This is a genomic window from Bradyrhizobium guangzhouense, assembly GCF_004114955.1.
GTDB lineage: Bacteria > Pseudomonadota > Alphaproteobacteria > Rhizobiales > Xanthobacteraceae > Bradyrhizobium > Bradyrhizobium guangzhouense.
Map to the genome: position 1 here is coordinate 100612 of NZ_CP030053.1, position 22619 is coordinate 123230.

The window sequence follows — 22619 nt, forward strand, 5'->3', positions numbered from 1 at the left end:
ATATGTGCGCTTATAATAAGCGCGCATATGATATTGTCAAGCCAGGAGCCCGGATTGCGCTGCGCTCAATCCGGACTAGGGGGGATTGGTCTACTTGATCCACCCCGTCGCCAGCGCGTTCGCCAGCCCCGGCTGGTTGTTGCGGCGGGCGAGTACGGCCATCGCTTCATGGTCATAGGCGATCTGGCGGAACGTCACCTGCCAGGCGCCATCGACTCGTTCGAGGATCGCGTAGCGCGCGTGTGGCGTGCCGGCTTCGACGACGTGCGGGAATGGATGCTTGTCGCGATAACCGGGGCAGCCGACACTTCCGGGATTGACGATCAACCTGGCGTCGCGAAGCCGTACAGCGCGGGCGAGATGGGTGTGGGCGCACAAGATCAGCGACTGCGTGACGCCTTGCGCGAACTGCTCGATGCGGTCGAGCGGTGATAGCGCCACGGTGCCATCAGGGTGCACGGTATCGAGCCAATAGATTTCGTCATCCTCGGGCGTCGCGTGGCAAAGGAAGACCTGATCCCGAAACACGCGCGTCATTGGCTGCGCGCGCAGCCAGTCGAGCTGTGCGGCATTGAGCTGCGCATGCGCCGGGCGATCCCACGAGCCCATCTTTTCCGGCGGACGATCGAGCAGATAGCGGTCGTGATTGCCGAGCACGTGCACGGCATCGAGCGCCATCAGGATCTCGATGGTGCTGACAGCATCGAGCGGACCGCTCAGCATGTCGCCGAGATTGACGATGTCGGCAATGCCTTGCGCGCGGATGTCGGCGAGCACCGCCTCCAGCGCGAGATGGTTTCCGTGGACGTCGGCAATCGCGGCGAAACGCATTTGGGATTCTCTCTTGCCCCGGACGTAGCGCAGCACGTCAGTGGTGCGCTGCTGAGCCGGGGCCCATGTGGCGGCATTCTGGGTCCCGGCTCTGCGCAGCAACGCTAGGGCGTTGCAGCGCGTCCGGGACACGAGAGCTCATGCAGGAGGCGTGCCGTTGAGTCCGAGCACGTGGCCGGCGAGATAGAGCGAGCCTGTGATCAGGATGCGCGGCGGCACCTCATAGGCGAGCTTCGCCAGGGAGCGCAGCGCGGCCTCGATACCGGGCGCGATCTCGACGCGCATGCCGAGGCTGCGGACGGCATCCGCAAGACGGTCGACCGGCATCGCATTCTCGGTGTCGGGAATAGGCACCGCGATGATGTGACGCGTGAGCCCGGCGAAATTGGCGAGAAACGCCTTCGCATCCTTGTTGGCCATCATGCCCGCGATGACGACGAGGGGCCGCGACACCCGCTCTTCGAGATCGCCGAGCGCGGCGGCGGCGACGCGGCCGCCTTCGGCATTGTGCCCGCCGTCGAGCCAGATCTCCGACCCCTGCGGTCCGAGAGCGAGCAACTCGCCCGAAGTGAGCCGCTGCATCCGCGCCGGCCATTCGGCGCTGAGGATGCCGGCCTCGAACGCCGCCTGATTGACCCCAAAAGTCTGGATCGCACGCAGCGTCGCAATGGCAAGGCCGGCATTGTCGAACTGGTGGCGGCCGAACAGGCGCGGCGCAGCGAGATCCATCAGGCCGCGCTCGTCGGAATAGACCAGGCGGCCATGCTCGACATTGACGTGCCAGCTCTCGTTCGCGGCAAACAGCGGCGCCCGCATCTGCCTGGCCTGCGCCTCGATGACGGCCATCGCCTCGCCCGTCTGCTCGGCACAAATCACCGGCACCCCGCGCTTGATGATCGCGGCCTTCTCGGCGGCGATCGAGGCCAGCGTGTCGCCGAGGAAATCCATGTGGTCCATGCTGACAGGCGTGATCACGCAGGCCGCCGGCGTATCGACCACATTGGTCGAATCCAGCCGGCCGCCGAGACCGACTTCGAGCAGCACCGCGTCGGCAGGGTTTTGCGCGAACAGCAGGAATGCGGCTGCGGTCTTAAGCTCGAAGACCGTCGCAGGCTCGCCGGCATTGACGCGCTCGACCTGTTCCAGTGCCGCGCGCAATTCGTCGTCGGAGACGAGCACGCCGCCACCGGCGCGGCCGAGCCGGAAACATTCGTTGATGCGGACCAGATAGGGCGAGGTGTAGGCGTGGGCGCGCAAGCCGGCCTTCTCCAGCGTCGCGCGCAGATAGGCCACCGTCGAGCCCTTGCCGTTGGTGCCGGCGACGTGGATCACCGGCGGCAGCTTGCGTTCCGGGTGATCGAGCCGCTCGAGCAGGCGATGCATCCGCTCGAGCCCGAGATCGATACGCTTCTGATGCAGGGCCGACAGCCGCCCGATCACTGCATCGAGCGACGCCTTTGCGCTGTCAGGAGATGCGTTCACGCGTGCGGCGCGGCCGGGGCCGTCTCGGGAGCCGATACGATCTGCGCCGGGGTCGTCACCGGCTGGACCGATTTCGAGGCGCCATCAAGCGCCGGCGCCCTGGTCAGCAGCCGGCACAGCCGCGCCAGCGTCGGACGCAGCTCGTGGCGATGCACGACCATGTCGACCATGCCGTGCTCTTTCAGATATTCGGCGCGCTGGAAACCTTCCGGCAGCTTCTCGCGGATGGTCTGCTCGATCACGCGCGCGCCGGCAAAGCCGATCAACGCGCCGGGCTCGGCGATCTGCACATCGCCCAGCATCGCATAGGATGCGGTGACGCCGCCGGTGGTCGGGTTGGTCAGAACGACGATGTAGGGCTGCTTGGCCTCGCGCAGCATCTGCACCGCGACGGTGGTGCGCGGCATCTGCATCAGCGACAGGATGCCTTCCTGCATGCGCGCGCCGCCCGAGGCGGCGAACACGATGAAGGGCGACTTCTTCTCGACCGCGAGCTCGAGCCCGCGGACGATGGCTTCGCCCGCGGCCATGCCGAGCGAGCCGCCCATGAAATCGAAATCCTGCACGGCGACGACCACGCCGGCGCCTTCGAGCTTGCCGTAGCCGACCTTGATCGCATCGTTCAGATTGGTGCGCGCCCGGGCATCCTTGATGCGGTCGACATACTTCTTCTCGTCGCGGAACTTCAGCGGATCCGGCGTCACGTCGGGCAGGGCGACGTCGAACCAGGTCTCGTTGTCGAAGATCGACTTCAGCCGCGCCACCGCGCCCATGCGCATGTGGTAGTTCGAGCCGGGAATGACGAACTGGTTGGCCTCGACGTCCTTGTAGAACACGAGCTGTCCGGAATCCGGGCACTTGATCCAGAGATTCTCCGGCGTCTCCCGCCGCAGCATGTTGCGGATCTTCGGCCGGACCACATTGGTAAGCCAGTTCATGGTTTGCTCCGATGTGCGAACCCGCTGGGGATCGCCTGAAGGGATATATGGCGGCCGGGTCTTTGCCCGGCAAGCCGCGGTGCCGCCCGCGTTAGAGCATGATCCGGAAAAGTGTGAAGCGGTTTTCCGACAGGATCATGCTCAAACGAAAGCCAAAGCGGAATTATGGCCTATTCGGCCGCTTGTTTGGCGGCCTTGACGCCCTGGGCCAGGGCCGCAGTCAGCTCGGCCACGGCGTTAACGGTTTTGGCGGTTGCCCGTCCCTCGGCATCGAGGCTGTTCTTGAGCGCGTCGACCAGCGCGGTGCCGACCACCGAACCATCGGCCTTCTCGGCAATGGCGCGCGCCGCCTCCGGCGTTCGGATGCCGAAGCCGACGCAGATCGGCAGCCCGGTATGCCGCTTGATGCGCGCGACGGCCTGACCGACGACATTGGCATCCGCTGCTGCTGCACCGGTGATGCCGGCGATCGAGACGTAATAGACAAAGCCCGAGGTGTTCGTGAGCACTGCGGGCAGGCGCTTGTCGTCGGTGGTCGGGGTCGCCAGGCGAATGAAGTTCAGCCCCGCCTTCAGCGCGGGAATGCAGAGCTCGTCGTCTTCCTCCGGCGGCAGATCGACGATGATGAGGCCGTCAACGCCTGACGACTTGGCATCCGCCAAGAACTTGTCGACGCCGTAAATGTAGATCGGATTGTAATAGCCCATCAGCACCAGCGGCGTGACGTTGTCCACCTTGCGGAAGCCGCGCACGAGATCGAGCGTCTTCTTCAAGGTCATGCCGACCTTGAGCGCGCGCAAACCTGCCGCCTGAATCGAGGGACCGTCCGCCATCGGATCGGTGAAGGGAATGCCGAGCTCGATGACGTCGGAGCCGGCCTTTGGCAGCGCCTTGACGATCTCGAGCGACGTCGTGGGATCGGGATCGCCCGCCATCACATAGGTGACAAAGGCCGCGCGGCCCTGCTTCTTCAGCTCGGCGAAACGGGTGTCGATACGCGTGGTCACTTGCTCTTGCCCCTCAGGATGTCGCCGACCTGGGGGACGTCCTTGTCGCCGCGGCCGGAGAGATTGACGACCATCAGGTGGTCTTTCGGCCGCTTCGGCGCGAGCTCCATCACCTTGGCGATGGCGTGTGCGGGCTCGAGCGCGGGGATGATGCCTTCGAGCTTGGAAAGCAGCTGGAACGCGGCGAGCGCCTCGTCATCGGTCGCGGAGAGATAATTGACGCGGCCAACCTCATGCAGCCACGAATGCTCCGGGCCGATGCCGGGATAGTCGAGGCCGGCGGAAATCGAATGCGCGTCCTGGATCTGGCCGTCGGCATCCATCAGCAGATAGGTGCGGTTGCCATGGAGCACGCCGGGACGGCCGCCTGCGATCGAAGCGGCATGCAGTTGCGTGAGCCCGTGGCCCGCGGCTTCGACGCCAAAGATTTCGACGCTGGGATCGTCGAGGAACGGATGGAACAGGCCCATGGCGTTGGAGCCGCCGCCGATGCAGGCGACCAGCGAATCCGGCAGGCGGCCCTCGACCTCCTGCATCTGGGTCTTGGTCTCGTTGCCGATGATCGACTGGAAGTCGCGCACCAGCGTCGGATAGGGATGCGGGCCCGCCACCGTGCCGATGCAGTAGAACGTGTTGTGCACGTTGGTGACCCAATCGCGCAGCGCCTCGTTCATGGCATCCTTCAGCGTGCGCGTGCCCGACTGCACCGGGAACACCTTGGCGCCCAGCATCTCCATGCGGATGACGTTGGGCTGCTGCCGCTCGACGTCGACGGCGCCCATATAGACCACGCATTCCAGGCCAAAGCGCGCGCACAGCGTCGCGGTGGCAACGCCATGCTGGCCGGCGCCGGTCTCGGCGATGATGCGCTTCTTGCCCATGCGCCGCGCCAGCATGATCTGGCCGAGCACGTTGTTCACCTTGTGCGAGCCGGTGTGGTTGAGCTCTTCGCGCTTCAGGTAGATCTTGGCACCGCCGAGATGCTCGGTGAGACGCTCCGCGAAATACAGCGGCGAGGGTCGGCCGACGTAGTTCTTCAGATAGCCGTTCATCTCGGCCTGAAACGCCGGATCGGCCTTGGCCGCGGTGTAGGCCTTCTCCAGATCGAGGATCAGCGGCATCAGGGTTTCGGCGACGAAGCGTCCGCCGAAGATGCCGAAATGGCCGCGCTCGTCCGGGCCGCTGCGATAGGAATTTGGTTTGGCGATGTTCATCGAACGCTCAACTCTCGAGTGGCGCGCGCGGCGCGAATGAAGGCCTTGATCAGCTCCGGGTCTTTCACACCGGGGGCGCTCTCGACACCGGAGGAGACGTCGACGCCGCCGGCACGGGTGATGCGAACGGCCTCGGCGAGGTTTTCGGCATCAAGGCCGCCCGAAACCATATACGGCAGATCGAGCTCCAGGTTTTCCAGCAGATGCCAATCGAAGGGCGCGCCCAAGCCGCCGGGGCGGGTCGCATCCTTCGGCGCCCGGGCATCGAACAGGATGCGATCGGCGACCGCGGCATAGCCGGGCAGCACGGCGAGATCCGCGGATGTTGCAACCGGTACCGCCTTCATCACCGGGCGGCCGAACTTCTGCTTGATGTCGCGCAAGCGCGCCACGCTCTCCCGGCCGTGGAGCTGGAAGATGTCGGGCGACAGCGCGTCCATGATGTTGTCGAGCGTGGCATCGTCGGCATCGACCGTGAGCGCCACTTTCAGTGCGCGCTTTTTCACCTGCCGGCCGAGTTCGCGCCCCGTCTCCAGCGAGACGTGCCGCGGCGAGGGCGGAAAGAACACGAAGCCCACCATGTCGGCGCCCGCATCGAGCGCCGTTTGAAGCGTCTCGCGCGTGGACAGGCCACAGATCTTGACGAGCAGGGACATGGTCTCAATGCAGATGGTGGCCGCAAGTGGCGGCCGGGAAACGGGCTTTTCAGTTGGGCCGCTTCTACAACGTCGCGCGCTGCTTGTCTCGCCCGATGGCCCCGTAAAGGCCGACCCCTGAGGGCACCGGGAGGCGCTGGGCCTCGGGCTTTGCCGGGGCCGTCTGGGCCCGCAGGCCGGCCAGTTCGCTCCTTACGGCCCGGGCATCGGCCTCATGCCGGCGTGCGGCACGCCGCCAGTGCCGCTGGCCGAACCAGACGGCGCAGCCGCCGGCGATGACGCCCACGGCAGCCACCAGGATCAGCAGGAGAAACAGCGGCAGCGTGACCGACAGGGCCGGATCGGCCGCCATGAAGGGATCGAAGGAGACAGTGACGAAATGCCGGTTGGCGACGGCGAACGTCACCAGGATGAGACCCAGCGGAATCACGATCAGCGCGGTCAGGAATTTTCGCATCGCGATCGCTCGTCTTGAATCAAGCTTGCGGCCGCATCATGCGGCCATCAGGTAAAACCCGGACGACAGACTTAATCGGGCGCGCCCGGATCCGGATGGTCGCGGTTGAGCCGCTCGCGCATTTCCTTGCCGGTCTTGAAGAACGGAACGCTCTTCTGATCGACGGGGACATGGGCGCCGGTGCGCGGATTGCGGCCGGCGCGGGCGGGGCGATGCTTGACCGAGAAAGCGCCGAAGCCGCGCAGCTCGACGCGGTCACCGCGTGCGAGTGCCGCTACGATCTCTTCGAGAATCGCATTCACAATGTTCTCGACATCCCGCTGGTACAGATGCGGGTTGTGCTCGGCGATACGCTGAACAAGTTCGGATTTGATCATCGAGAGATAGGACCCGGAAGCGTGCGGATGACCATTTCCGTGAAAATGCCTTGATCTGTCAAGACGCTAAATGAAGGTTGCGCGTCGTGAAAATGCGTGACATTTGCCGAAAAAGCGGGCTGCGAAGCTACCCGCCAGACGGGAAAAAGGTCCGGAGCTCGCGCGGTTCCGTCAGTTTCAGGTCAATTCGACGCAGCCGGCTCCCACAGGGCCAGCATTCCATCCAACCCGGCACGATCGACCGCCTGCGCAAGGCCGGTTTGCTCGATTTGATGCGCAATCGCGCTGAATCCAAGCGCTTCCAGCGTTACTGAGGCCGCGGTCTTGAGGAACGTCAGGTCGCCGAAGCGGGGCTCGAGCTTGTAATCGCGCACCGAAAGACCCTTCTTGACGCCCTTCTGCTCCTCGAGCCAGGTCACCGCGGTCTTCTCGTCGCCGAGCTGATCGATCAGCTTGAGATCGATCGCCTGGCGGCCCGTGAAGACGCGGCCATCGACCACTTTTTCGAGCTGCGTGTCATCCATGCCACGGCGCTGCTTCACCAGATCCTTGAACCAGGCATAGGAATCCTTCACCAGCGCATCCAGCGCCGCGCGCGCTTCCGGACTGGTCGGCTCAAAACCGTTGGGCGCGGCCTTGAGCGGCGTGGATTTTACCTCCTCGACCTTGACGCCGATGGTCTTCAGCAGCTCGGTGAAGTTCGGAAACTGGAACAGCACGCCGATCGAGCCGACCAGCGAGCTTTGCTGGGCGATGATGTGATCGCTTGCGATCGCGGTGATGTAGCCGCCGGAGGCCGCAAGGCCCTCGACCACGACGACCAGCGGCTTCTTCGCCTTCAGGCGCGTCAGGGAATCATAGAGCTGCTCGGAGCCGGCGGTGGTGCCGCCGGGCGAATTGATGTGAACGATCACGGCAGCGGCCTGCGAATTCTCCAGCCGCTCCAGCGCGTGCGTGCGCTCGGCATCGCTGCGGATCAGGCCCTCGATCTGCACACGCGCGATGGAGCCTGCGGAGACGAAGCTGCCGCGCGCGCCAGGCGTCGCGATCATCGCAATGCCCGCGATCGCGGCGATCGCGATCAGCGCGGCCATCACGCGCCAGAACGTCAGCTTGCGGCGGATCCTGCGGCGATCGACGATGATGTCCGAATCGAGCGACATCGAGATATCTCCAAATGAAAGGCCGCTGGCAGTTGTGCCGTCACGACGTGACCATCAGCTTGTCTGGATACATCAATTGCGGCGCAATTTGAAGAAAACAAGGCCTGGTGAGAGCCAAGGAAGCCGCAACAAACTCATTCGTCATCCCCGCGAAGGCGGGGATCCATAGCGACCGCAACAAAAAAGCCCCGGCTCGCGCCGGGGCTTCCCTGTCAGCGAAACGAACGTTTCGCTTACTTGCTGTCGCGATTCTTGAGCGCGGTGCCCAGGATGTCGCCGAGCGTCGCACCCGAATCCGAGGAGCCGTATTGCGCGATGGCTTCCTTCTCTTCGGCGACTTCGAGCGCCTTGATCGACACCTGGACCTTGCGGGCCTTCTTGTCGAACTGGATCACGCGGGCATCGACCTTCTCGCCGACGGCGAAGCGTTCGGCGCGCTGGTCGTTGCGGTCACGCGCGAGCTCCGAGCGCTTGATGAAGGTCGAGAAGTCGGTCCCGGCGATCTTCACCTCGATACCGCTTTCCTTCACTTCGAGCACTTCGCAGGTCACGACGGCGCCCTTCTTGACATCGCCCGGCTCGGCGAAGGGGTCGCCTTCGAGCTGCTTGATGCCGAGCGAGATGCGCTCCTTCTCGACGTCCACATCGAGCACCACGGCCTTCACCATGTCGCCCTTCTTGTAGTTGTCGATCACCTGCTCGCCCGGAAGCTTCCAGTCGAGGTCGGAGAGATGGACCATGCCGTCGACGTCGCCCTCGAGGCCCAGGAACAGACCGAACTCGGTCTTGTTCTTGACTTCGCCCTCGACCACCGAACCGGTCGGGTGACCTTCGACGAAGACCTCCCAGGGGTTGCGCATGGTCTGCTTGAGGCCGAGCGAGATGCGGCGCTTGACGGAATCGACTTCCAGCACCTGCACGTCGACTTCCTGCGAGGTCGACACGATCTTGCCGGGGTGCATGTTCTTCTTGGTCCACGACATCTCGGAGACGTGGATCAGGCCTTCGATGCCCGGCTCGAGCTCGACGAACGCACCGTAGTCGGTGATGTTGGTGACGCGGCCGGTGAAGCGGGCACCCAGCGGGTACTTGGCTTCGATGCCCTGCCACGGATCGTCCAGCAGCTGCTTCATGCCCAGCGAGATGCGGTGCGTCTCGTGGTTGATCTTGATGATCTTGACCTTCACGGTCTGGCCGATCGAGAGCACCTCGGTCGGGTGGTTGACGCGGCGCCACGCGATGTCGGTGACGTGCAGCAGGCCGTCGATGCCGCCGAGATCAACGAACGCACCGTAATCGGTGATGTTCTTGACCACGCCGTCGATGACCTGGCCCTCTTCGAGGTTCTGCACCAGCTCCTGACGCTGCTCGGCGCGGGTCTCTTCGAGAACCGTGCGGCGGGACACGACGATGTTGCCGCGGCGGCGGTCCATCTTGAGGATCTGGAACGGCTGCGCGTTGTTCATCAGCGGCGCAACGTCGCGGATCGGACGGATGTCGACCTGCGAACGCGGCAGAAAGGCAACGGCACCGTCGAGGTCGACGGTGAAGCCGCCCTTGACCTGGTTGAAGATGACGCCCGTGACCTTCTCGTTGTTCTGGAATGCCTTCTCCAGCTTGCCCCAGCTCTCCTCGCGGCGCGCCTTGTCGCGCGACAGCACGGCCTCGCCGAGGGCGTTTTCGATGCGATCGAGGAACACTTCCACCTCGTCGCCAACCTTGATTTCGCTGTCACGGCCGGGGCCGGAAAATTCGCGCAGCGCAACGCGGCCTTCGGTCTTCAGGCCGACGTCGATGACGGCCATGTCCTTTTCAATAGCAACCACCTTGCCCTTGACGACGGAGCTCTCCTGCAGGTTGCCACCTGCGAAGGACTCGTCGAGCATCGCGGCGAAATCGTCACGCGACGGGCTATAGGTATCAGCGGAAGTCGAAGCCATTTGTTCTCCAGTTGCGGATGTCTTGCCGGCCGTTGGGTTCATGGGCGTATCGCGCACGCAGTGTCGGAAGGCCCGCAAGACCTTCGAGCGACCGCTCGTTGCTCCGGCCTGGAGCCGAAACAGCGAAAGCGGGCCGGCAGAGGCCCGCGCGTTCGATACGTGGAAATCGTTGTGTCCGGAGCCTGGATCGCGTCGGTCCCCAAGCAGGGACCGAGAGTATCGACCTCAAAGAGCGGGAGCGGGCGCTTCCTCCAATGACGGCTGCGGCTTAACCCCGCGACCGGCCCGCTCGGACGGCCTCGATAATGTCGATGGCGGCCCGGACGCCGCCTTCTATATCCAGTTGGGAGTTATCTAGCAAGTAAGCATCCGCCGCTGGTTTTAAGGGCGCAATCGGCCGGTTCTTGTCCCGTTCGTCGCGCTGGATGATGTCCGCCAGCACGGCTGCCTCGTCCGCCTCCTCGCCCCGCGCCTTGGCCTCCATGGTGCGCCGGCGGGCCCGAACCCTGGGGTCGGCCACGACGAAGATCTTCACGTCGGCATCCGGGCAGATCACGGTTCCGATGTCCCGTCCGTCCAGCACCGCCCCGGGCGGATCGGCGGCGAATTGCCGCTGGAAATTGACCAGGACCTCGCGAACCCTCGGGATGGCCGAGACAATGGAAGCGCCCTCGCCGGCCTTCTGGGTCTTTAGCGCGGGATTGCCGAATTTTTCCGGATCGAGTTCCAGGGCGGCCTGCACCGCGGCGACCTCGTCCCTGAGATCATGGCCTGATTCCATCAGGGCGTAGGCGACCGCGCGATAGATCACGCCGGTATCGAGATGACGATAACCGTAGTGATGGGCAAGGCGCTTGCCGAGCGTGCCCTTGCCCGAAGCTGCGGGTCCGTCGATGGCGATGATCATATGACTTAAACCTTGGCTGTCTGCGGCCGGCGCGCGCGTCGCAATGGCCGTTCTTCGGTGAAAATATTGCGGGACGCGAATTCTGCGGGGCTGGCGAAGGTGAGATATTCGCGCATTGCGTCGGACGGGGATGACGCGGTAAACCACGGCTCAGCTAGACGCCGGGCCGGATTGCAGACCCACGCCGGCACCCGGCCAAGCCGACGTTGCTTGGATAGATATTCGGCGATCGCGCCGACCAGGGCATCGAGCCGGTCGTTTTGCGTCAATGCCGGCTCGTCCTCGATTGTCTCGTATTGAGCCTCGCTCGATCCAGCCAAATCGAACGTGTCTACGAATTCGGCCAACGTCGCGTCCTGCGGTGCGCCGGCGCGAATGCAGTCGACAGCTTCAGCGAGGGTATTTGGGCGCATTCGCTCCTCCCCCGAGGTCCATGTGCTTCAACAAGAAGCGCTGCTTCTCCGAGGACGCCGCGCTCACCGGAAAATACCGGCCGAGCAGAACTATAGCTTCCTCTACGGTCGAGATCCCAACCACTTTCATCAAGTTCAAGATATCCAGCCGTTCCGTCTCCCCGCGTACGGGATCCGCGATGCGGAAAGCCTTCAATTTCAATGCGAGAAGGTAAGCAGCAGACGGCACCGAAACCTCAAGCCCTGGCGGTGAGCCGTCGCGCGGGAAACTGCCGAATTCGAGATGATCCGCGGCGCGGTCTGCCAACGGGCTGAGATGGAAGACGACGTGATCGTTGAGCCAGTCAGCGTCCCATCCGTTTCGCGCGGCGATTTCGGCTGTCGTCCGCGCCAGCCAATCGGGCAGGGGATGCTCCAGCTTCGAGACATCGACGTCTTCGGTCGCAAAGCGAAAATTGCTGGCGAGCATGAGGGCCGAGCCACCATAGACCGCAATTTGAAGCTTGGTTCCGGCCTCGGCCGCAGCACGGCCGATCGAATCGAAAGCATCCAGCAGAGCATCGCGGTCGAAGGCTGCGCTCATGGCAGCTGCCTCATGAAAACTCGGCCCCAAGCGAACGCATCATTGGAATGAAGTCAGGGAAACTGGTCGCGATGAACGCAGTGTCGTCGACGGTCACCGGCTGGTCGGAGGCGCAGCCCATCACCAGCGCCGACATCGCGATACGATGGTCCATATGCGTGGCGACGATACCGCCGCCGGGGACATGGCCGCGCCCCTCGACGATCAGATCGTCGCCGGAGACGGTGACCTTCACGCCGTTGACGCGAAGCATGTCGGCGGTGGCCTCGAGCCGGTCGGATTCCTTGACGCGGAGCTCCTGCAGGCCCCGCATGATCGTGGTGCCTTCGGCAAACGACGCCGCCACGGCGAGCACCAGATATTCATCGATCATCGAGGGCGCGCGCTCCGGCGGCACCTCGACGCCGCGCAGCTTTGAGGCGCGTACCCGCAAGCGCGCCATCGGCTCGCCGGCGTCGCCGCGCACTTCGCTTTCCTCGATGGACGCGCCCATCTCACGCAGCGTCGTGAACAGGCCGGTGCGGAGCGGATTGGTCATGACATCCGAGAGAACGATGTCCGAGCCTTCGACGATCAATGCCGCGACAACAGGAAAAGCCGCCGACGAGGGATCCGCGGGCACGATGACGGTGGCGCCATGCAGCTCGGGCTGGCCAACAAGCGTGATGCGGCGGCCGTGAGCGCCCTCGGCAATCGAAGTGACGTCGGCACCAAAATGCTTCAGCATCAGCTCGGTGTGGTCGCGGCTGGCCTCGTTCTCGATCACGGTGGTGGTGCCCGGCGCGGCGACGCCCGCCAGCAGCACCGCCGATTTGATCTGGGCCGAGGCGACCGGGGTCTTGTAGGTGAGCGGCAGCGGATCGCGCGCGCCCTGGAGGGTCAGCGGCAGGCGGCCGCCCTCGCCGCCAGAGACGACCTTGGCGCCCATCTTTTCGAGCGGATCGAGGATCCGGCGCATCGGGCGGCTGCGCAGCGAGGCATCCCCGTCGAAAATTGCCGAGATCGGGCAGCCGGCGACGGCGCCCATGACCAGCCGGCAGCCGGTGCCGGAGTTGCCGAAATCCAGCGCCGCCTTCGGCTGGGCAAAGCCGCCGACACCCACGCCGTTCACCTTCCAGGCGAAATCGCCGGTGCGCTCGACCTTGGCGCCGAGGGCCTGCATGGATTTGGCGGTGTTGAGGACGTCCTCGCCCTCGAGCAGGCCCGTAATGCGGGTCTCGCCGACCGCCAGCGCGCCCAGGATGAGGGCTCGGTGGGAGATCGATTTGTCTCCGGGCACCCGTACTTTTCCGGTCAGGGGACCGCTCGAGCTCGACTTCAGCGGTGTCGGCTTGTCGGAATGGGTCAAGATTGTGTCCTTGGATGCGCCTCAGAGGCTGGCGGGCACCTACCACATGGCCTCCCCGCCGTCACGAGCATGTCTTTCTCTCGTAATGCGCTATTGACAGCGGGCCGCCAACTAGCCAAGTGAAACACCGCTTTTCAGACATTCCCAGGATTCCTCTGCCGTGGCCAAGTCCGAACTCGGAACCAAACGTATTTGCCCGACCACGGGCAAGAAGTTCTATGACCTCAACAAGAATCCGGTGATCTCGCCCTATACCGGCGAAGTCGTGCCGATCGCGCCCGTGGCGCCAGCCCGCATGCCTCGCGGCGCCGAGGCTCGTCACGCAGCAGCCACCGATACCGCGCCGGAGCCCGCCGAGGTCGAGGAGGTCTCGCTCGAGGAGGCCGATGCCGAGGAGAACACCGGCAAGGTCAAGGCCGTCGTCCCCGAATCCGAGGACGATATCGAGGTCGACGAGACCCTCGACGACGACGATGACGATGATTCGACCTTCATTGCCGACGAAGAAGAGGGCGATGAGGACGTGACCGACATCATTGGTGATGTCGGAGGTGATGAAGAGACTTGAGATCAGTCCTGATCTGTGAAAAAGGGTGCACCGCGCGAGTCGGAAGGCTCGCCGGCCGGGAGTGATCCCCCAGGATCATCCCGAGGGTTAAGGGGCCATAGCTCAGCTGGGAGAGCGCTTGCATGGCATGCAAGAGGTCGGCGGTTCGATCCCGCCTGGCTCCACCAGGCTTCGCCCTTCGGGCTACGCGTGGCGCAGCCACGACGGAGCCTGAAGGGCGAAGCGTGGTGTCCGGCGAAGCCCGAAGGGCGAAGACGGACTGGTAGCGTTCTGAGATTCCTTCCTTCTCTATCTTTGTCCGACTGCCCAGACGCGAGCCGTCAATGTGGTACGTCTACATCCTCCGCAGCATCGAATTTCCGGATCAGGAATACATCGGCGCCACGGAAGATCTGAAGCGCCGACTTCCGGAGCACAACGCCGGCAAGTCCGCTCACACCGCCAAGTTCAAACCGTGGAAGCTGGTCTGGTACTGCGCTTTCCCCGACAAGATGAAGGCCTTGGCGTTCGAGACTTATCTCAAGTCACACTCAGGCCGCGCTTTCTCGAAAAAGCGGCTCTGCTGAGGCCCTACTCCCCAATCACCGCATTCAACCGGTCCCGCAACGCCACGATCTCGTCCTTCATCGCGACCAGCTCCGACACCGAGCAGTCCGAGGCCGCCAGGATCGACTGCGGCACGTTGCGCGCCTTGTCTTTCAGCGCGTGGCCCTGCGGCGTCAGCGCGATCAGCACCTGGCGTTCGTCCTCGCTCGAGCGCGTGCGCTTGACTAGATGCACGGACTCCAGCCGCTTCAGCAGCGGCGTCAGCGTGCCCGAATCCAGAAACAGCCTTTCGCCGATGTCCTTCACCGGTACGTCGTCGCGCTCCCACAGCACCAGCATGACGAGATATTGCGGATAGGTCAGGCCGAGCCGCTCGAGCAGCGGCTTGTAGACGCGGTTGAAGGCATGCGCGGCCGAATAGATCGCGAAGCAGATCTGATTGTCGAGGCGTTGCGGATCGAGGGTCGCTGATTTCCGGGCCATAGAGAATCTCTCGAGACTGACCCGCATTGTGGGACCGGGCGGATCTACATTCAATTGCGAACAATTAAATGTGAGACATGCCGATTTCAATTGCGCACAATCTAATTGTTTGCGATATGAAAGCCACCCAAACCGAAGCCCCCAAGGGAGACGAAAATGTCAGTGAACGTCCTGTACAAGACCAGCGCAAAGGCCACCGGTGGCCGCGACGGCCATGCTGCGACCCTCGACGGCGCGCTCGACGTCAAACTCACCACGCCGAAGGAACTCGGCGGTGGCGGCGGCGCCGGCAACAATCCCGAGCAGCTGTTTGCGGCCGGCTATGCCGCCTGCTTCATCGGCGCAATGAAGTTCGTGGCCTCGCAGGGCGGCCCGAAGGTTCCCACTGACGCCTCCGTGACCTCGACCGTCGGCATCGGTCCGCGCTCGGCCGGCGGCTTCGGCCTCGACATTGACCTCGCCGTCTCGTTGCCGGGCCTGTCCCGCACCGAGGCCGAGGCGCTGGTCGAGAAGGCGCATCAGGTGTGCCCGTACTCCAACGCCACCCGCGGCAATGTCGAGGTTCGCCTGACGGTCGTCTGATCCGACGGTGAATTGGCTGGCCCGGGATCCTCTCGGGCCGGCCGCTTCCATGAGATTTTCCACGCCGCGGATTGCGCGGCGACGCATACGCCCCCACGCGACAAGCCATTGCTGGCGCGATCGAACCTCGCTAGGCCTGAGATCAATTTCGACACAGGGGAAGCGACGGCATGACTGAAGCAGCCGGTTCTGAAGCAGCGTTGGGCGCAATGAGCGGATTGCGCGTCATCGATCTCACGCGCGTGCTCGGCGGTCCCTACTGCACCCAGATCCTCGCCGACCATGGCGCCGACGTGATCAAGGTCGAGCCGCCCGCCGGCGACGAGGTGCGCGATTGGGGCCCTCCCTTCCACGACGACGACGCGGCCTATTTCATCGGCATCAACCGCAACAAGCGTTCGATCGGCCTCGACCTCGCCTCGGAAGGTGGCCGTGTCGTGCTGCGGAAGATGCTGGAGACGGCCGACGTCCTGATCGAGAATTTCAAGCCAGGCACGCTGGAGAAATGGGGCATCGGCAACGATGTGCTCAGCAAGAAATATCCGCGCCTCGTGCATTGCCGGATCTGCGGCTTCGGCGCCGACGGCCCGCGTGGCGGCAATCCCGGCTATGACGCCATCATCCAGGCCATGACCGGCATGATCGCCGCGACGGGGTCGCCCGAGAGCGGCCCGATGCGGATCGGCGTGCCGCTGGTCGACATCACCACCGGGCTCTACGCGGCGATCGGCATCCTGATGGCGCTCTCCGAGCGGCAACGCTCGGGCAAGGGCCAGTTCCTGGAGACGACGCTGTACGAAACCGGCCTCGCCATCATGCATCCGCACACCGCGAATTATTTCATGCACGGCAAGCCGCCCGGCCTCACGGGCAACGAGCACCCGAACCTCGTGCCCTACGCGATCTTCCCGACCAAGACCGACAACATCTTCATCGGCGTCGGCAATGACGGCACCTTCCGCAAGCTTGCCAAGGAGATCGGCAAGCCCGAGCTCGGCACCGATCCGCGCTTTGCCCGCAACAAGGATCGCATCGCCAATCGCGAAGCGCTGCGCGCCGAGCTCGCCGCCGTGTTCAGCCAGCACGAGGCCGAGCCGTTGTGCAATCGCCTGCTCGCCGCAGGCCTGCCCGCAGGCCCGGTGCAGAAGATCGACCAGGCGCTGACAAACCCGCACACCATCGCCCGCGGCGATGTGATCGAGAAGGACTGGTACAAGGGCGTGGCTTCGCCGATCCGGCTCGATCGCAGCAAGCCGAGCCTGCGCCGACTGCCGCCGAAATTCAACCAACACTCCCAGGAGGTACTGGGCGAGTTCGGCTACTCAAAGTCGGAGATCGACGCCATGGTCGAGACCGGCGTGGTCTGCGGGCCGGAGCGCAAGCGCTAGATGCTGCGCTCCCTCGCCGCAAGCGGCGAGGGAGCAGAAAAACCCTGGCGATGCCGCACTGCGGCGCGGGCACAAGTGTGCACCGCGAACGATTGCGGCTGCGCGCGGCGCGTTCGCCTATTTGATGGCTTCCCTTTTCCAGCGCTTGCCGCTTTCGTTTCGGCCGCTTACACAGTCATGTGAACGTCATACGGCGCTGCTAGCGCAAGCGCTTCTTTATTGACGGCTGAGGGAGGTTTCTTGATGGCTCTTCGATTCTTTGGGGCGGCTGCCACTGTTGCAGTCGCTGTCGGCATGACGGCTTCGCCGGCGCTGGCCGTGACTGAAATCCAGTGGTGGCACGCGATGACGGGCCCCAACAACGACGTCGTGGTCAAGCTTGCCAACGATTTCAACGCATCTCAGAGCGACTACAAGATCGTTCCGACGTTCAAGGGCAGCTATGCCGACACGCTGAACGCGGGCATCGCGGCGTTCCGCGCCGGCAACGCACCCGGTATCATGCAGGTGTTCGAGGTCGGCACGGCGACCATGATGGCCGCCAAGGGCGCCATCAAGCCGGTCTCCGACCTCATGAAGGAGCAAGGCGAGAAGTTCGACCCGCAATCTTATCTGCCGGCCATCACGGGTTACTACTCGACTGCAAAGGGCGAGATGCTCTCGTTCCCGTTCAACTCGTCGAGCATGGTGATGTGGGTCAATCTCGACGCCCTGAAGAAGGCCGGCATCGACGCGCCGCCGAAGACCTGGCCCGAGGTGTTCGCCGACGCCAAGAAGTTGCACGCGACGAGCCCGACATGCGGCTTCTCCTCGAGCTGGATCACATGGGGCCTGATCGAACAGTTCTCGGCCTGGCACAACATTCCGATCGGCACCAAGGCCAACGGCCTCGACGGCTTCGACACCGTGCTGGAATTCAACAACCCGCTCGAGACCAAGCTGCTCGAAAACCTCGTCGAGCTTCAGAAGGACAAGAGCTACGACTATTCCGGTCGCACCAACACCGGCGAAGGCCGCTTCACTTCGGGCGAATGCGCGCTCTACATGACGTCGTCGGCCTTCTATCCGAACGTCAAGGCGAACGCGAAGTTCAACTATACGGCCGTTCCGATGCCGTACTTCCCGGACGCCAAGGATGCGCCGCAGAACTCCATTATCGGCGGCGCCTCGCTGTGGGTGATGGGCGGCAAATCCAGTGAAGAGTACAAGGGCATCGCGAAGTTCTTCACCTTCCTGTCCGACACCGATCGTCAGGTCTATCTGCACGAGGTCTCCGGCTATCTGCCGATCACCAAGGCGGCCTACGACAAGACCAAGGCGTCGGGCTTCTATGAGAAGAACCCGATCCTGGAAGTGCCGCTGAAGGAACTCACCAACAAGCCGCCGACCGAGAACTCGCGCGGCCTGCGTTTCGGCGGAATGGTGCAGATGCGCGACGTCTGGTCCGAGGAGATCGAGGCGGCGCTCGCCGGCAAGAAGTCGGCGAAGGAAGCGCTCGACGCTGCCGTCTCGCGCGGCAACCAGATGCTGCGTCAGTTCGAGCGGACCGCGACCAAGTAAGATCTCATCGGTCGTGGCTGCGGACGGTCCGCAGCCACGACTTTCAGCGAGTGAGGCGGGGGCTTCATGGAGAACCGGGCGATCTTTCCAGGCAGGCTGCTCGCCTGCCTCCTGGTGTTTCCGCAGCTTGCGGTCTCCCTGATCTTCTTTTATTGGCCGGCCGCGCAAGCCCTCTGGCAATCCTTCCTGGTGCAGGATGCCTTCGGGCTCTCGACCGAGTTCGTCTGGTTCGAGAATTACGCCAACCTGCTGAAGACGCCCGAATATTATCACGCGATCGGCACGACCTTCGTATTTTCACTGCTCGTCGTGTTCTTCTCTCTTGCGATCGGCCTGCTGCTCGCCGTCATGGCGAACCGAAACATCGCAGGCGTGCAGATCTATCGCACCTTCCTGATCATTCCCTACGCGGTCGCACCTGCAGTGGCGAGCGTGCTGTTCATCTTCATGTTCCAGCCCGGGCTCGGCATGATCGCGCGCGCCTTGCAGCGTAACGGCATCGATTGGAATCCGGTGCTCAATGGCACGCATGCCATGATCCTGATCGTCATCGTCGCGGTCTGGAACCAGATCAGCTACAATTTTCTGTTCTTTCTCGCCGGCCTGCAGTCGATCCCGAAGAGTGTGATCGAGGCCGCGGCGATCGACGGCGCACGGCCGATGCGGCGGTTCTGGACCATCGTATTCCCGCTGCTGTCGCCGACGACGTTCTTCCTGATCGTCGTCAACATCACTTACGCCTTCTTCAACACGCTCGGCATCATCGATACCGCAACCGAAGGCGGGCCGAACGGCTCCACCTCGACGCTCGTCTACAAGGTTTTCCTGGACGGCAAGGCGGGCTCGGACCTCGGCGGCTCGGCCGCGCAATCCGTGATCCTGATGATCATCGTCGTCGTGCTCACCGCAGTCCAGTTCCGCTACGTCGAAAAGAAGGTCCATTACTGACAATGGTCGAGCATCGACGATTTGGAAATCTGTTGCCGCACCTGGTGCTGATCGCCGGCGTGATCGTGGTCGCCTTCCCGGTCTATCTCGCGATCATCGCCTCCACCCACGACAACTCCGTGATCGCCAACGGCCAGATGCCGCTCTATCCGGGCAGCCACGCGCTGGACACCTACTGGAACACGATCATGTCCGGCACCGGCAAGACGACGCGCGAGCCGGTGGGCAGCATGCTGCTGTCGAGCTTCATCATGGCGGTCGGTATTGCGCTCGGAAAAATCGCGATCTCGATCATATCGGCCTACGCCATCGTGTTCTTCAATTTTCCGTTCAGGATGGCGACGTTCTGGACCATCTTCATCACGCTGATGCTGCCGGTCGAGGTGCGTATCTTCCCGACCTACAAGATCACGTCCGACCTGCACATGCTGGATTCCTATTCCGGCCTGATCCTGCCTCTGATCGCGTCGGCAACCGCGACGCTGCTGTTCCGGCAGTTCTTCATGACGGTGCCGAAGGAGCTGGTCGAGGCCTCGAAGATGGATGGAGCAGGTCCGATCCGCTTCTTCTTCGATACGCTGTTGCCGCTCTCGGTGACCAACATCGCCGCGCTGTTCGTGATCCTGTTCATCTACGGCTGGAATCAATATCTCTGGCCGCTCCTGATCACGACGCGCGACGACATGCAGACCATCGTGATCGGCATCAAGAAGATCATCGATGTGAAGGACGCACTCACCGAATGGTCGGTCGCCATGGCCACCGCGGTGCTCGCGATGCTGCCACCGGTGGCGGTCGTCGTGCTGCTGCAACGCCTGTTCGTCAAGGGCCTGATCGAAACGGAGAAATAGGCCCATGGCCAATGTTACGCTGCGCAACGTCCGCAAGGCCTATCCCAACGGCTTCGAGGCCATCAAGGGCGTCGATGTCGATGTGGCCGACGGGCAGTTCTGCGTGCTGGTCGGCCCTTCGGGCTGCGGCAAGTCGACCCTGCTCAGAATGGTCGCGGGGCTCGAGACCATCACCTCCGGCGAGATCGACATCGGCGGCCGTGTCGTCAACCAGGTCGAGCCGGCCGACCGCGACATCGCGATGGTGTTCCAGAACTACGCGCTCTATCCGCATATGAGCGTCTTCAACAACATGGCTTACGGCCTGCGCAATCGCGGCATGAAGGAAGCCGAGATCAAGACCCGCGTCGAGGAAGCCGCACGCGTGCTCGAGCTCGGGACCATGCTGACCCGCAAGCCGGGGCAGCTCTCCGGCGGCCAGCGCCAGCGCGTCGCCATGGGCCGCGCCATCGTGCGCCAGCCGAAAGTGTTCCTGTTCGACGAGCCGCTCTCCAACCTCGATGCCAAGCTGCGCATCGCGATGCGCGTCGAGATCCGCAAATTGCAGCGCCGGCTCAACGTCACCTCGATCTACGTCACCCACGACCAGCTCGAGGCGATGACGCTCGCCGACGTTCTCGTCGTGATGAACGGCGGCCAGGTCGAGCAAATCGGCAATCCGCTCGCGATCTACGAGAAGCCGGCGACGACCTTCGTCGCCTCCTTCATCGGCGCACCGCCGATGAATTTGATGTCGACGCGCGCGGACGAGATCAAGTCGCAGCTCGGCAGCGCGGGCGACGCCGGCATCCTCGGCATCCGCCCGGAGGACTTCGTCATCACCGACCAGACGCCAGCGGGCGGCGTTGCGCTGTCGCTGACGGTGGAAGCGATCGAGCGGGTCGGCGCGGAGACTTTCGTCTACGGCGCGCGCGCCCAGGACGAGCAGCGCGTCGCGGCGACGCCGGGCGAGCTGCCGCCGGGCGAGGTCATCGTCCGCATCCCCGGAACCGAGGCCCCGGCCATCGGCGCGAGGATCCGTGTCGCCGCTATCCGCAACAAGCTGCATCTGTTCAGCGGGGACGGGCGGACGCGGATCGAGATCTGACCGGTTCCGCCCCCGATCAGCGAAAACAACCCCATGCACAGTAGAAGGGGGTCTGTTTTCATTGGGATAATCGGCCGGAGAGTTTGTCACCGCCGTGCGAGAGCGGAAGCAGTGAATCCACAGCCCCCGGCCACGTCCTTGAACCCGCTCGGGGATATGACCATATTGCTGACCAAGGGGCGCCTTCCCGGGCCCTGAAATGCCAAAGTCGCTTTCCGCGAGGACTTTGTAAACTATGTCTCGTGTTCCAACGCTTTCCAGTCCGTTCCTTCTGGGCTTCGACGAAATCGAGCGCGTGCTTGATCGCGTCGTCAAGGGCGCCGACGGTTATCCTCCCTACAACATCGAGAGATGTGGCCAGGCGGACGGCCAGCCCGAGCGTTTGCGCATCACACTGGCGGTCGCCGGCTTCACCCGCGACCAACTCGATGTAACCATTGAGGAAAACCAGCTCGTGATCCGCGGGCGGCAGCAGGACGACAAGACCCGGCAATACATCCACCGCGGCATCGCCGCGCGCCACTTCCAGCGCACCTTCGTGCTGGCGGAGGGGATGCTGGTGCTGGGTGCGGATCTGAAGAACGGGTTGTTGTCGATCGACCTGGCCCGGCCAGAACCGGAGAGGATCGTTAAGACAATCGCTATCAATGAGCACGAATAATGGAACGAGTAGCGGACTCGACCGCTTAGTTTCTGTGAAGGAGTCGAGACCATGAGTGAAGGTCACGTTGCGTTCGAATACGAAGCCAAGAACGTCTCACCCGAGACGCTGGCAAACCTCGGCGAAGGCCACATCGCCTATGTGAAGCAGATCCGCTCCGAGGATGTGCCCGGCCTGTTTCCCGAAGCCCCGAAGATCGCGCCCGGCCTCAAGCTGTTCGCGCTCCACGCCGCCGACGGCACGCCGATCATGCTGACTGACAGCCGCGAAGCCGCGGTCGCCAACGCCTGGAGCAACGAGCTGCAAGCGGTGAGCGTGCACTGAGGCGCGCGCGAAGCACGAAAAGAGTTTTGGCGGGCATGCCTTCGCACGAAGGCGTGCCCGTTTTCATTTGCGATGTGATGTTTCGCGTCGCTATTGCGAGCCAACGGGATTCGATGATGCTCCTGCCCGCCTGCGGGGCGGGGCAATCGCATATGTTTGCATGATGCGGCGGCATCGGCACTAGGCTCCCTCTCCCGCTTGCGGGAGAGGGCTGGGGAGAGGGTGTCTCCGCAACGGGACAATCCCCAAGAGGAAAGAACCCTCACCCGCCACGCTCGGGACGATGCTTCGCATCGCCCGAGGCG

At 63.7% G+C, this 22619-nt stretch carries 25 protein-coding genes and 1 tRNA gene; 11 read left to right on the plus strand and 15 right to left on the minus strand.

Annotated features, from left to right (window positions below; genetic code table 11):
* Positions 1-90: 90 nt before the first annotated feature.
* From XH91_RS00440 to aroA, 14 genes are all read right to left on the minus strand, one after another.
* A complete protein-coding gene (locus tag XH91_RS00440; RefSeq protein ID WP_128948767.1) occupies positions 91-831 on the minus strand; it encodes a metallophosphoesterase family protein in 741 nt (246 codons plus the stop codon).
* Between the two features lie 138 nt (positions 832-969).
* A complete protein-coding gene (locus XH91_RS00450) occupies positions 970-2313 on the minus strand; it encodes a bifunctional folylpolyglutamate synthase/dihydrofolate synthase (protein WP_128948768.1) in 1344 nt (447 codons plus the stop codon).
* Entirely contained in the window at positions 2310-3251 is a 942-nt protein-coding gene (accD, locus tag XH91_RS00455; protein WP_128948769.1) for an acetyl-CoA carboxylase, carboxyltransferase subunit beta, read from the minus strand. Before accD ends, XH91_RS00450 begins: the two co-directional genes overlap by 4 nt.
* Positions 3252-3421: 170 nt before the next feature.
* Positions 3422-4258 (minus strand): tryptophan synthase subunit alpha, encoded by an 837-nt coding sequence (gene trpA / locus XH91_RS00460; RefSeq protein WP_128948770.1) that lies wholly within the window; start codon positions 4256-4258, stop codon positions 3422-3424.
* Positions 4255-5472, minus strand: coding sequence for a tryptophan synthase subunit beta (gene trpB, locus XH91_RS00465; RefSeq protein WP_128948771.1), 1218 nt, complete (start codon positions 5470-5472; stop codon positions 4255-4257). Before trpB ends, trpA begins: the two co-directional genes overlap by 4 nt.
* Positions 5469-6128 carry a phosphoribosylanthranilate isomerase gene (locus XH91_RS00470; RefSeq protein ID WP_128948772.1) on the minus strand — a complete coding sequence of 220 codons (660 nt, stop codon included), beginning with the start codon at positions 6126-6128 and terminating at the stop codon, positions 5469-5471. The genes trpB and XH91_RS00470 overlap by 4 nt, the downstream gene beginning before the upstream one ends.
* A gap of 64 nt (positions 6129-6192) precedes the next feature.
* The gene (locus tag XH91_RS00475; RefSeq protein ID WP_128948773.1) at positions 6193-6585 is read right to left on the minus strand and encodes a lipopolysaccharide assembly protein LapA domain-containing protein; all 393 of its coding nucleotides are present in this window, start codon (positions 6583-6585) and stop codon (positions 6193-6195) included.
* Positions 6586-6656: 71 nt separating this feature from the next.
* Positions 6657-6962: an integration host factor subunit beta gene (locus XH91_RS00480; RefSeq protein ID WP_007598410.1), complete on the minus strand. Its 306-nt coding sequence runs from the start codon at positions 6960-6962 to the stop codon at positions 6657-6659.
* Between the two features lie 182 nt (positions 6963-7144).
* Positions 7145-8125, minus strand: coding sequence for a signal peptide peptidase SppA (gene sppA / locus XH91_RS00485; RefSeq protein ID WP_128948774.1), 981 nt, complete (start codon positions 8123-8125; stop codon positions 7145-7147).
* A 233-nt stretch (positions 8126-8358) separates the two neighbouring features.
* A complete protein-coding gene (gene rpsA, locus XH91_RS00490) occupies positions 8359-10065 on the minus strand; it encodes a 30S ribosomal protein S1 (protein WP_057752276.1) in 1707 nt (568 codons plus the stop codon).
* A 268-nt stretch (positions 10066-10333) separates the two neighbouring features.
* On the minus strand, positions 10334-10972 hold the full coding sequence (cmk, locus tag XH91_RS00495; RefSeq protein WP_128948775.1) for a (d)CMP kinase: 639 nt from the start codon (positions 10970-10972) through the stop codon (positions 10334-10336).
* Between the two features lie 5 nt (positions 10973-10977).
* On the minus strand, positions 10978-11319 hold the full coding sequence (locus XH91_RS00500; protein WP_245477261.1) for a hypothetical protein: 342 nt from the start codon (positions 11317-11319) through the stop codon (positions 10978-10980).
* Positions 11320-11362: 43 nt separating this feature from the next.
* A complete protein-coding gene (locus XH91_RS00505) occupies positions 11363-11968 on the minus strand; it encodes a hypothetical protein (RefSeq protein ID WP_128948777.1) in 606 nt (201 codons plus the stop codon).
* 10 nt (positions 11969-11978) lie between these two features.
* Positions 11979-13316, minus strand: a complete 1338-nt coding sequence (aroA, locus tag XH91_RS00510) for a 3-phosphoshikimate 1-carboxyvinyltransferase (protein ID WP_128948778.1) — start codon at positions 13314-13316, stop codon at positions 11979-11981.
* A 160-nt stretch (positions 13317-13476) separates the two neighbouring features.
* Here aroA and XH91_RS00515 point away from each other — a divergent pair, with 160 nt between their 5' ends.
* From XH91_RS00515 to XH91_RS00525, 3 genes are all read left to right on the plus strand, one after another.
* The gene (locus tag XH91_RS00515) at positions 13477-13884 is read left to right on the plus strand and encodes a TIGR02300 family protein (RefSeq protein WP_128948779.1); all 408 of its coding nucleotides are present in this window, start codon (positions 13477-13479) and stop codon (positions 13882-13884) included.
* 91 nt (positions 13885-13975) lie between these two features.
* Positions 13976-14051: transfer RNA gene (locus XH91_RS00520), tRNA-Ala, on the plus strand.
* A gap of 156 nt (positions 14052-14207) precedes the next feature.
* Positions 14208-14450, plus strand: coding sequence for a GIY-YIG nuclease family protein (locus XH91_RS00525; RefSeq protein ID WP_128948780.1), 243 nt, complete (start codon positions 14208-14210; stop codon positions 14448-14450).
* Between the two features lie 4 nt (positions 14451-14454).
* On the opposite strand, the gene XH91_RS00530 is transcribed toward XH91_RS00525, so the two are convergent.
* Positions 14455-14913: a MarR family winged helix-turn-helix transcriptional regulator gene (locus XH91_RS00530; RefSeq protein WP_128948781.1), complete on the minus strand. Its 459-nt coding sequence runs from the start codon at positions 14911-14913 to the stop codon at positions 14455-14457.
* 156 nt (positions 14914-15069) lie between these two features.
* On the opposite strand from XH91_RS00530, the gene XH91_RS00535 reads away from it, so the two are divergent.
* The 8 genes from XH91_RS00535 to XH91_RS00570 all read left to right on the plus strand — a co-directional run bounded on the left by XH91_RS00535 (position 15070) and on the right by XH91_RS00570 (position 22314).
* Complete coding sequence (locus XH91_RS00535; protein WP_128948782.1) at positions 15070-15495, plus strand: organic hydroperoxide resistance protein; 426 nt, start codon at positions 15070-15072, stop codon at positions 15493-15495.
* 170 nt (positions 15496-15665) lie between these two features.
* Positions 15666-16883: a CaiB/BaiF CoA transferase family protein gene (locus XH91_RS00540; RefSeq protein WP_128948783.1), complete on the plus strand. Its 1218-nt coding sequence runs from the start codon at positions 15666-15668 to the stop codon at positions 16881-16883.
* Between the two features lie 243 nt (positions 16884-17126).
* A complete protein-coding gene (gene ugpB / locus XH91_RS00545; protein WP_128948784.1) occupies positions 17127-18443 on the plus strand; it encodes a sn-glycerol-3-phosphate ABC transporter substrate-binding protein UgpB in 1317 nt (438 codons plus the stop codon).
* A gap of 66 nt (positions 18444-18509) precedes the next feature.
* Complete coding sequence (gene ugpA / locus XH91_RS00550; RefSeq protein ID WP_128948785.1) at positions 18510-19391, plus strand: sn-glycerol-3-phosphate ABC transporter permease UgpA; 882 nt, start codon at positions 18510-18512, stop codon at positions 19389-19391.
* 2 nt (positions 19392-19393) lie between these two features.
* Positions 19394-20242 carry a sn-glycerol-3-phosphate ABC transporter permease UgpE gene (ugpE, locus tag XH91_RS00555; RefSeq protein ID WP_128948786.1) on the plus strand — a complete coding sequence of 283 codons (849 nt, stop codon included), beginning with the start codon at positions 19394-19396 and terminating at the stop codon, positions 20240-20242.
* Positions 20243-20246: 4 nt separating this feature from the next.
* Complete coding sequence (locus XH91_RS00560) at positions 20247-21329, plus strand: sn-glycerol-3-phosphate import ATP-binding protein UgpC (protein ID WP_128948787.1); 1083 nt, start codon at positions 20247-20249, stop codon at positions 21327-21329.
* Between the two features lie 235 nt (positions 21330-21564).
* Positions 21565-21990: an Hsp20 family protein gene (locus tag XH91_RS00565; RefSeq protein ID WP_008141238.1), complete on the plus strand. Its 426-nt coding sequence runs from the start codon at positions 21565-21567 to the stop codon at positions 21988-21990.
* A gap of 51 nt (positions 21991-22041) precedes the next feature.
* Complete coding sequence (locus XH91_RS00570; protein WP_128948788.1) at positions 22042-22314, plus strand: BQ00720 family protein; 273 nt, start codon at positions 22042-22044, stop codon at positions 22312-22314.
* The last annotated feature ends 305 nt before the right edge of the window (positions 22315-22619 follow it).

What these genes read in the sequence shown, in the direction of transcription:
- XH91_RS00440 (WP_128948767.1), bottom strand. Translation starts at nt 831, where the DNA reads ATGCGTTTCGCCGCGATTGCCGACGTCCACGGAAACCATCTCGCGCTG.
- accD (WP_128948769.1), bottom strand. Translation starts at nt 3,251, where the DNA reads ATGAACTGGCTTACCAATGTGGTCCGGCCGAAGATCCGCAACATGCTG.
- trpB (WP_128948771.1), bottom strand. Translation starts at nt 5,472, where the DNA reads ATGAACATCGCCAAACCAAATTCCTATCGCAGCGGCCCGGACGAGCGC.
- XH91_RS00470 (WP_128948772.1), bottom strand. Translation starts at nt 6,128, where the DNA reads ATGTCCCTGCTCGTCAAGATCTGTGGCCTGTCCACGCGCGAGACGCTT.
- XH91_RS00475 (WP_128948773.1), bottom strand. Translation starts at nt 6,585, where the DNA reads ATGCGAAAATTCCTGACCGCGCTGATCGTGATTCCGCTGGGTCTCATC.
- XH91_RS00480 (WP_007598410.1), bottom strand. Translation starts at nt 6,962, where the DNA reads ATGATCAAATCCGAACTTGTTCAGCGTATCGCCGAGCACAACCCGCAT.
- sppA (WP_128948774.1), bottom strand. Translation starts at nt 8,125, where the DNA reads ATGTCGCTCGATTCGGACATCATCGTCGATCGCCGCAGGATCCGCCGC.
- rpsA (WP_057752276.1), bottom strand. Translation starts at nt 10,065, where the DNA reads ATGGCTTCGACTTCCGCTGATACCTATAGCCCGTCGCGTGACGATTTC.
- cmk (WP_128948775.1), bottom strand. Translation starts at nt 10,972, where the DNA reads ATGATCATCGCCATCGACGGACCCGCAGCTTCGGGCAAGGGCACGCTC.
- XH91_RS00505 (WP_128948777.1), bottom strand. Translation starts at nt 11,968, where the DNA reads ATGAGCGCAGCCTTCGACCGCGATGCTCTGCTGGATGCTTTCGATTCG.
- XH91_RS00525 (WP_128948780.1), top strand. Translation starts at nt 14,208, where the DNA reads ATGTGGTACGTCTACATCCTCCGCAGCATCGAATTTCCGGATCAGGAA.
- XH91_RS00530 (WP_128948781.1), bottom strand. Translation starts at nt 14,913, where the DNA reads ATGGCCCGGAAATCAGCGACCCTCGATCCGCAACGCCTCGACAATCAG.
- XH91_RS00535 (WP_128948782.1), top strand. Translation starts at nt 15,070, where the DNA reads ATGTCAGTGAACGTCCTGTACAAGACCAGCGCAAAGGCCACCGGTGGC.
- XH91_RS00540 (WP_128948783.1), top strand. Translation starts at nt 15,666, where the DNA reads ATGACTGAAGCAGCCGGTTCTGAAGCAGCGTTGGGCGCAATGAGCGGA.
- ugpB (WP_128948784.1), top strand. Translation starts at nt 17,127, where the DNA reads ATGGCTCTTCGATTCTTTGGGGCGGCTGCCACTGTTGCAGTCGCTGTC.
- ugpA (WP_128948785.1), top strand. Translation starts at nt 18,510, where the DNA reads ATGGAGAACCGGGCGATCTTTCCAGGCAGGCTGCTCGCCTGCCTCCTG.
- ugpE (WP_128948786.1), top strand. Translation starts at nt 19,394, where the DNA reads ATGGTCGAGCATCGACGATTTGGAAATCTGTTGCCGCACCTGGTGCTG.
- XH91_RS00560 (WP_128948787.1), top strand. Translation starts at nt 20,247, where the DNA reads ATGGCCAATGTTACGCTGCGCAACGTCCGCAAGGCCTATCCCAACGGC.
- XH91_RS00565 (WP_008141238.1), top strand. Translation starts at nt 21,565, where the DNA reads ATGTCTCGTGTTCCAACGCTTTCCAGTCCGTTCCTTCTGGGCTTCGAC.
- XH91_RS00570 (WP_128948788.1), top strand. Translation starts at nt 22,042, where the DNA reads ATGAGTGAAGGTCACGTTGCGTTCGAATACGAAGCCAAGAACGTCTCA.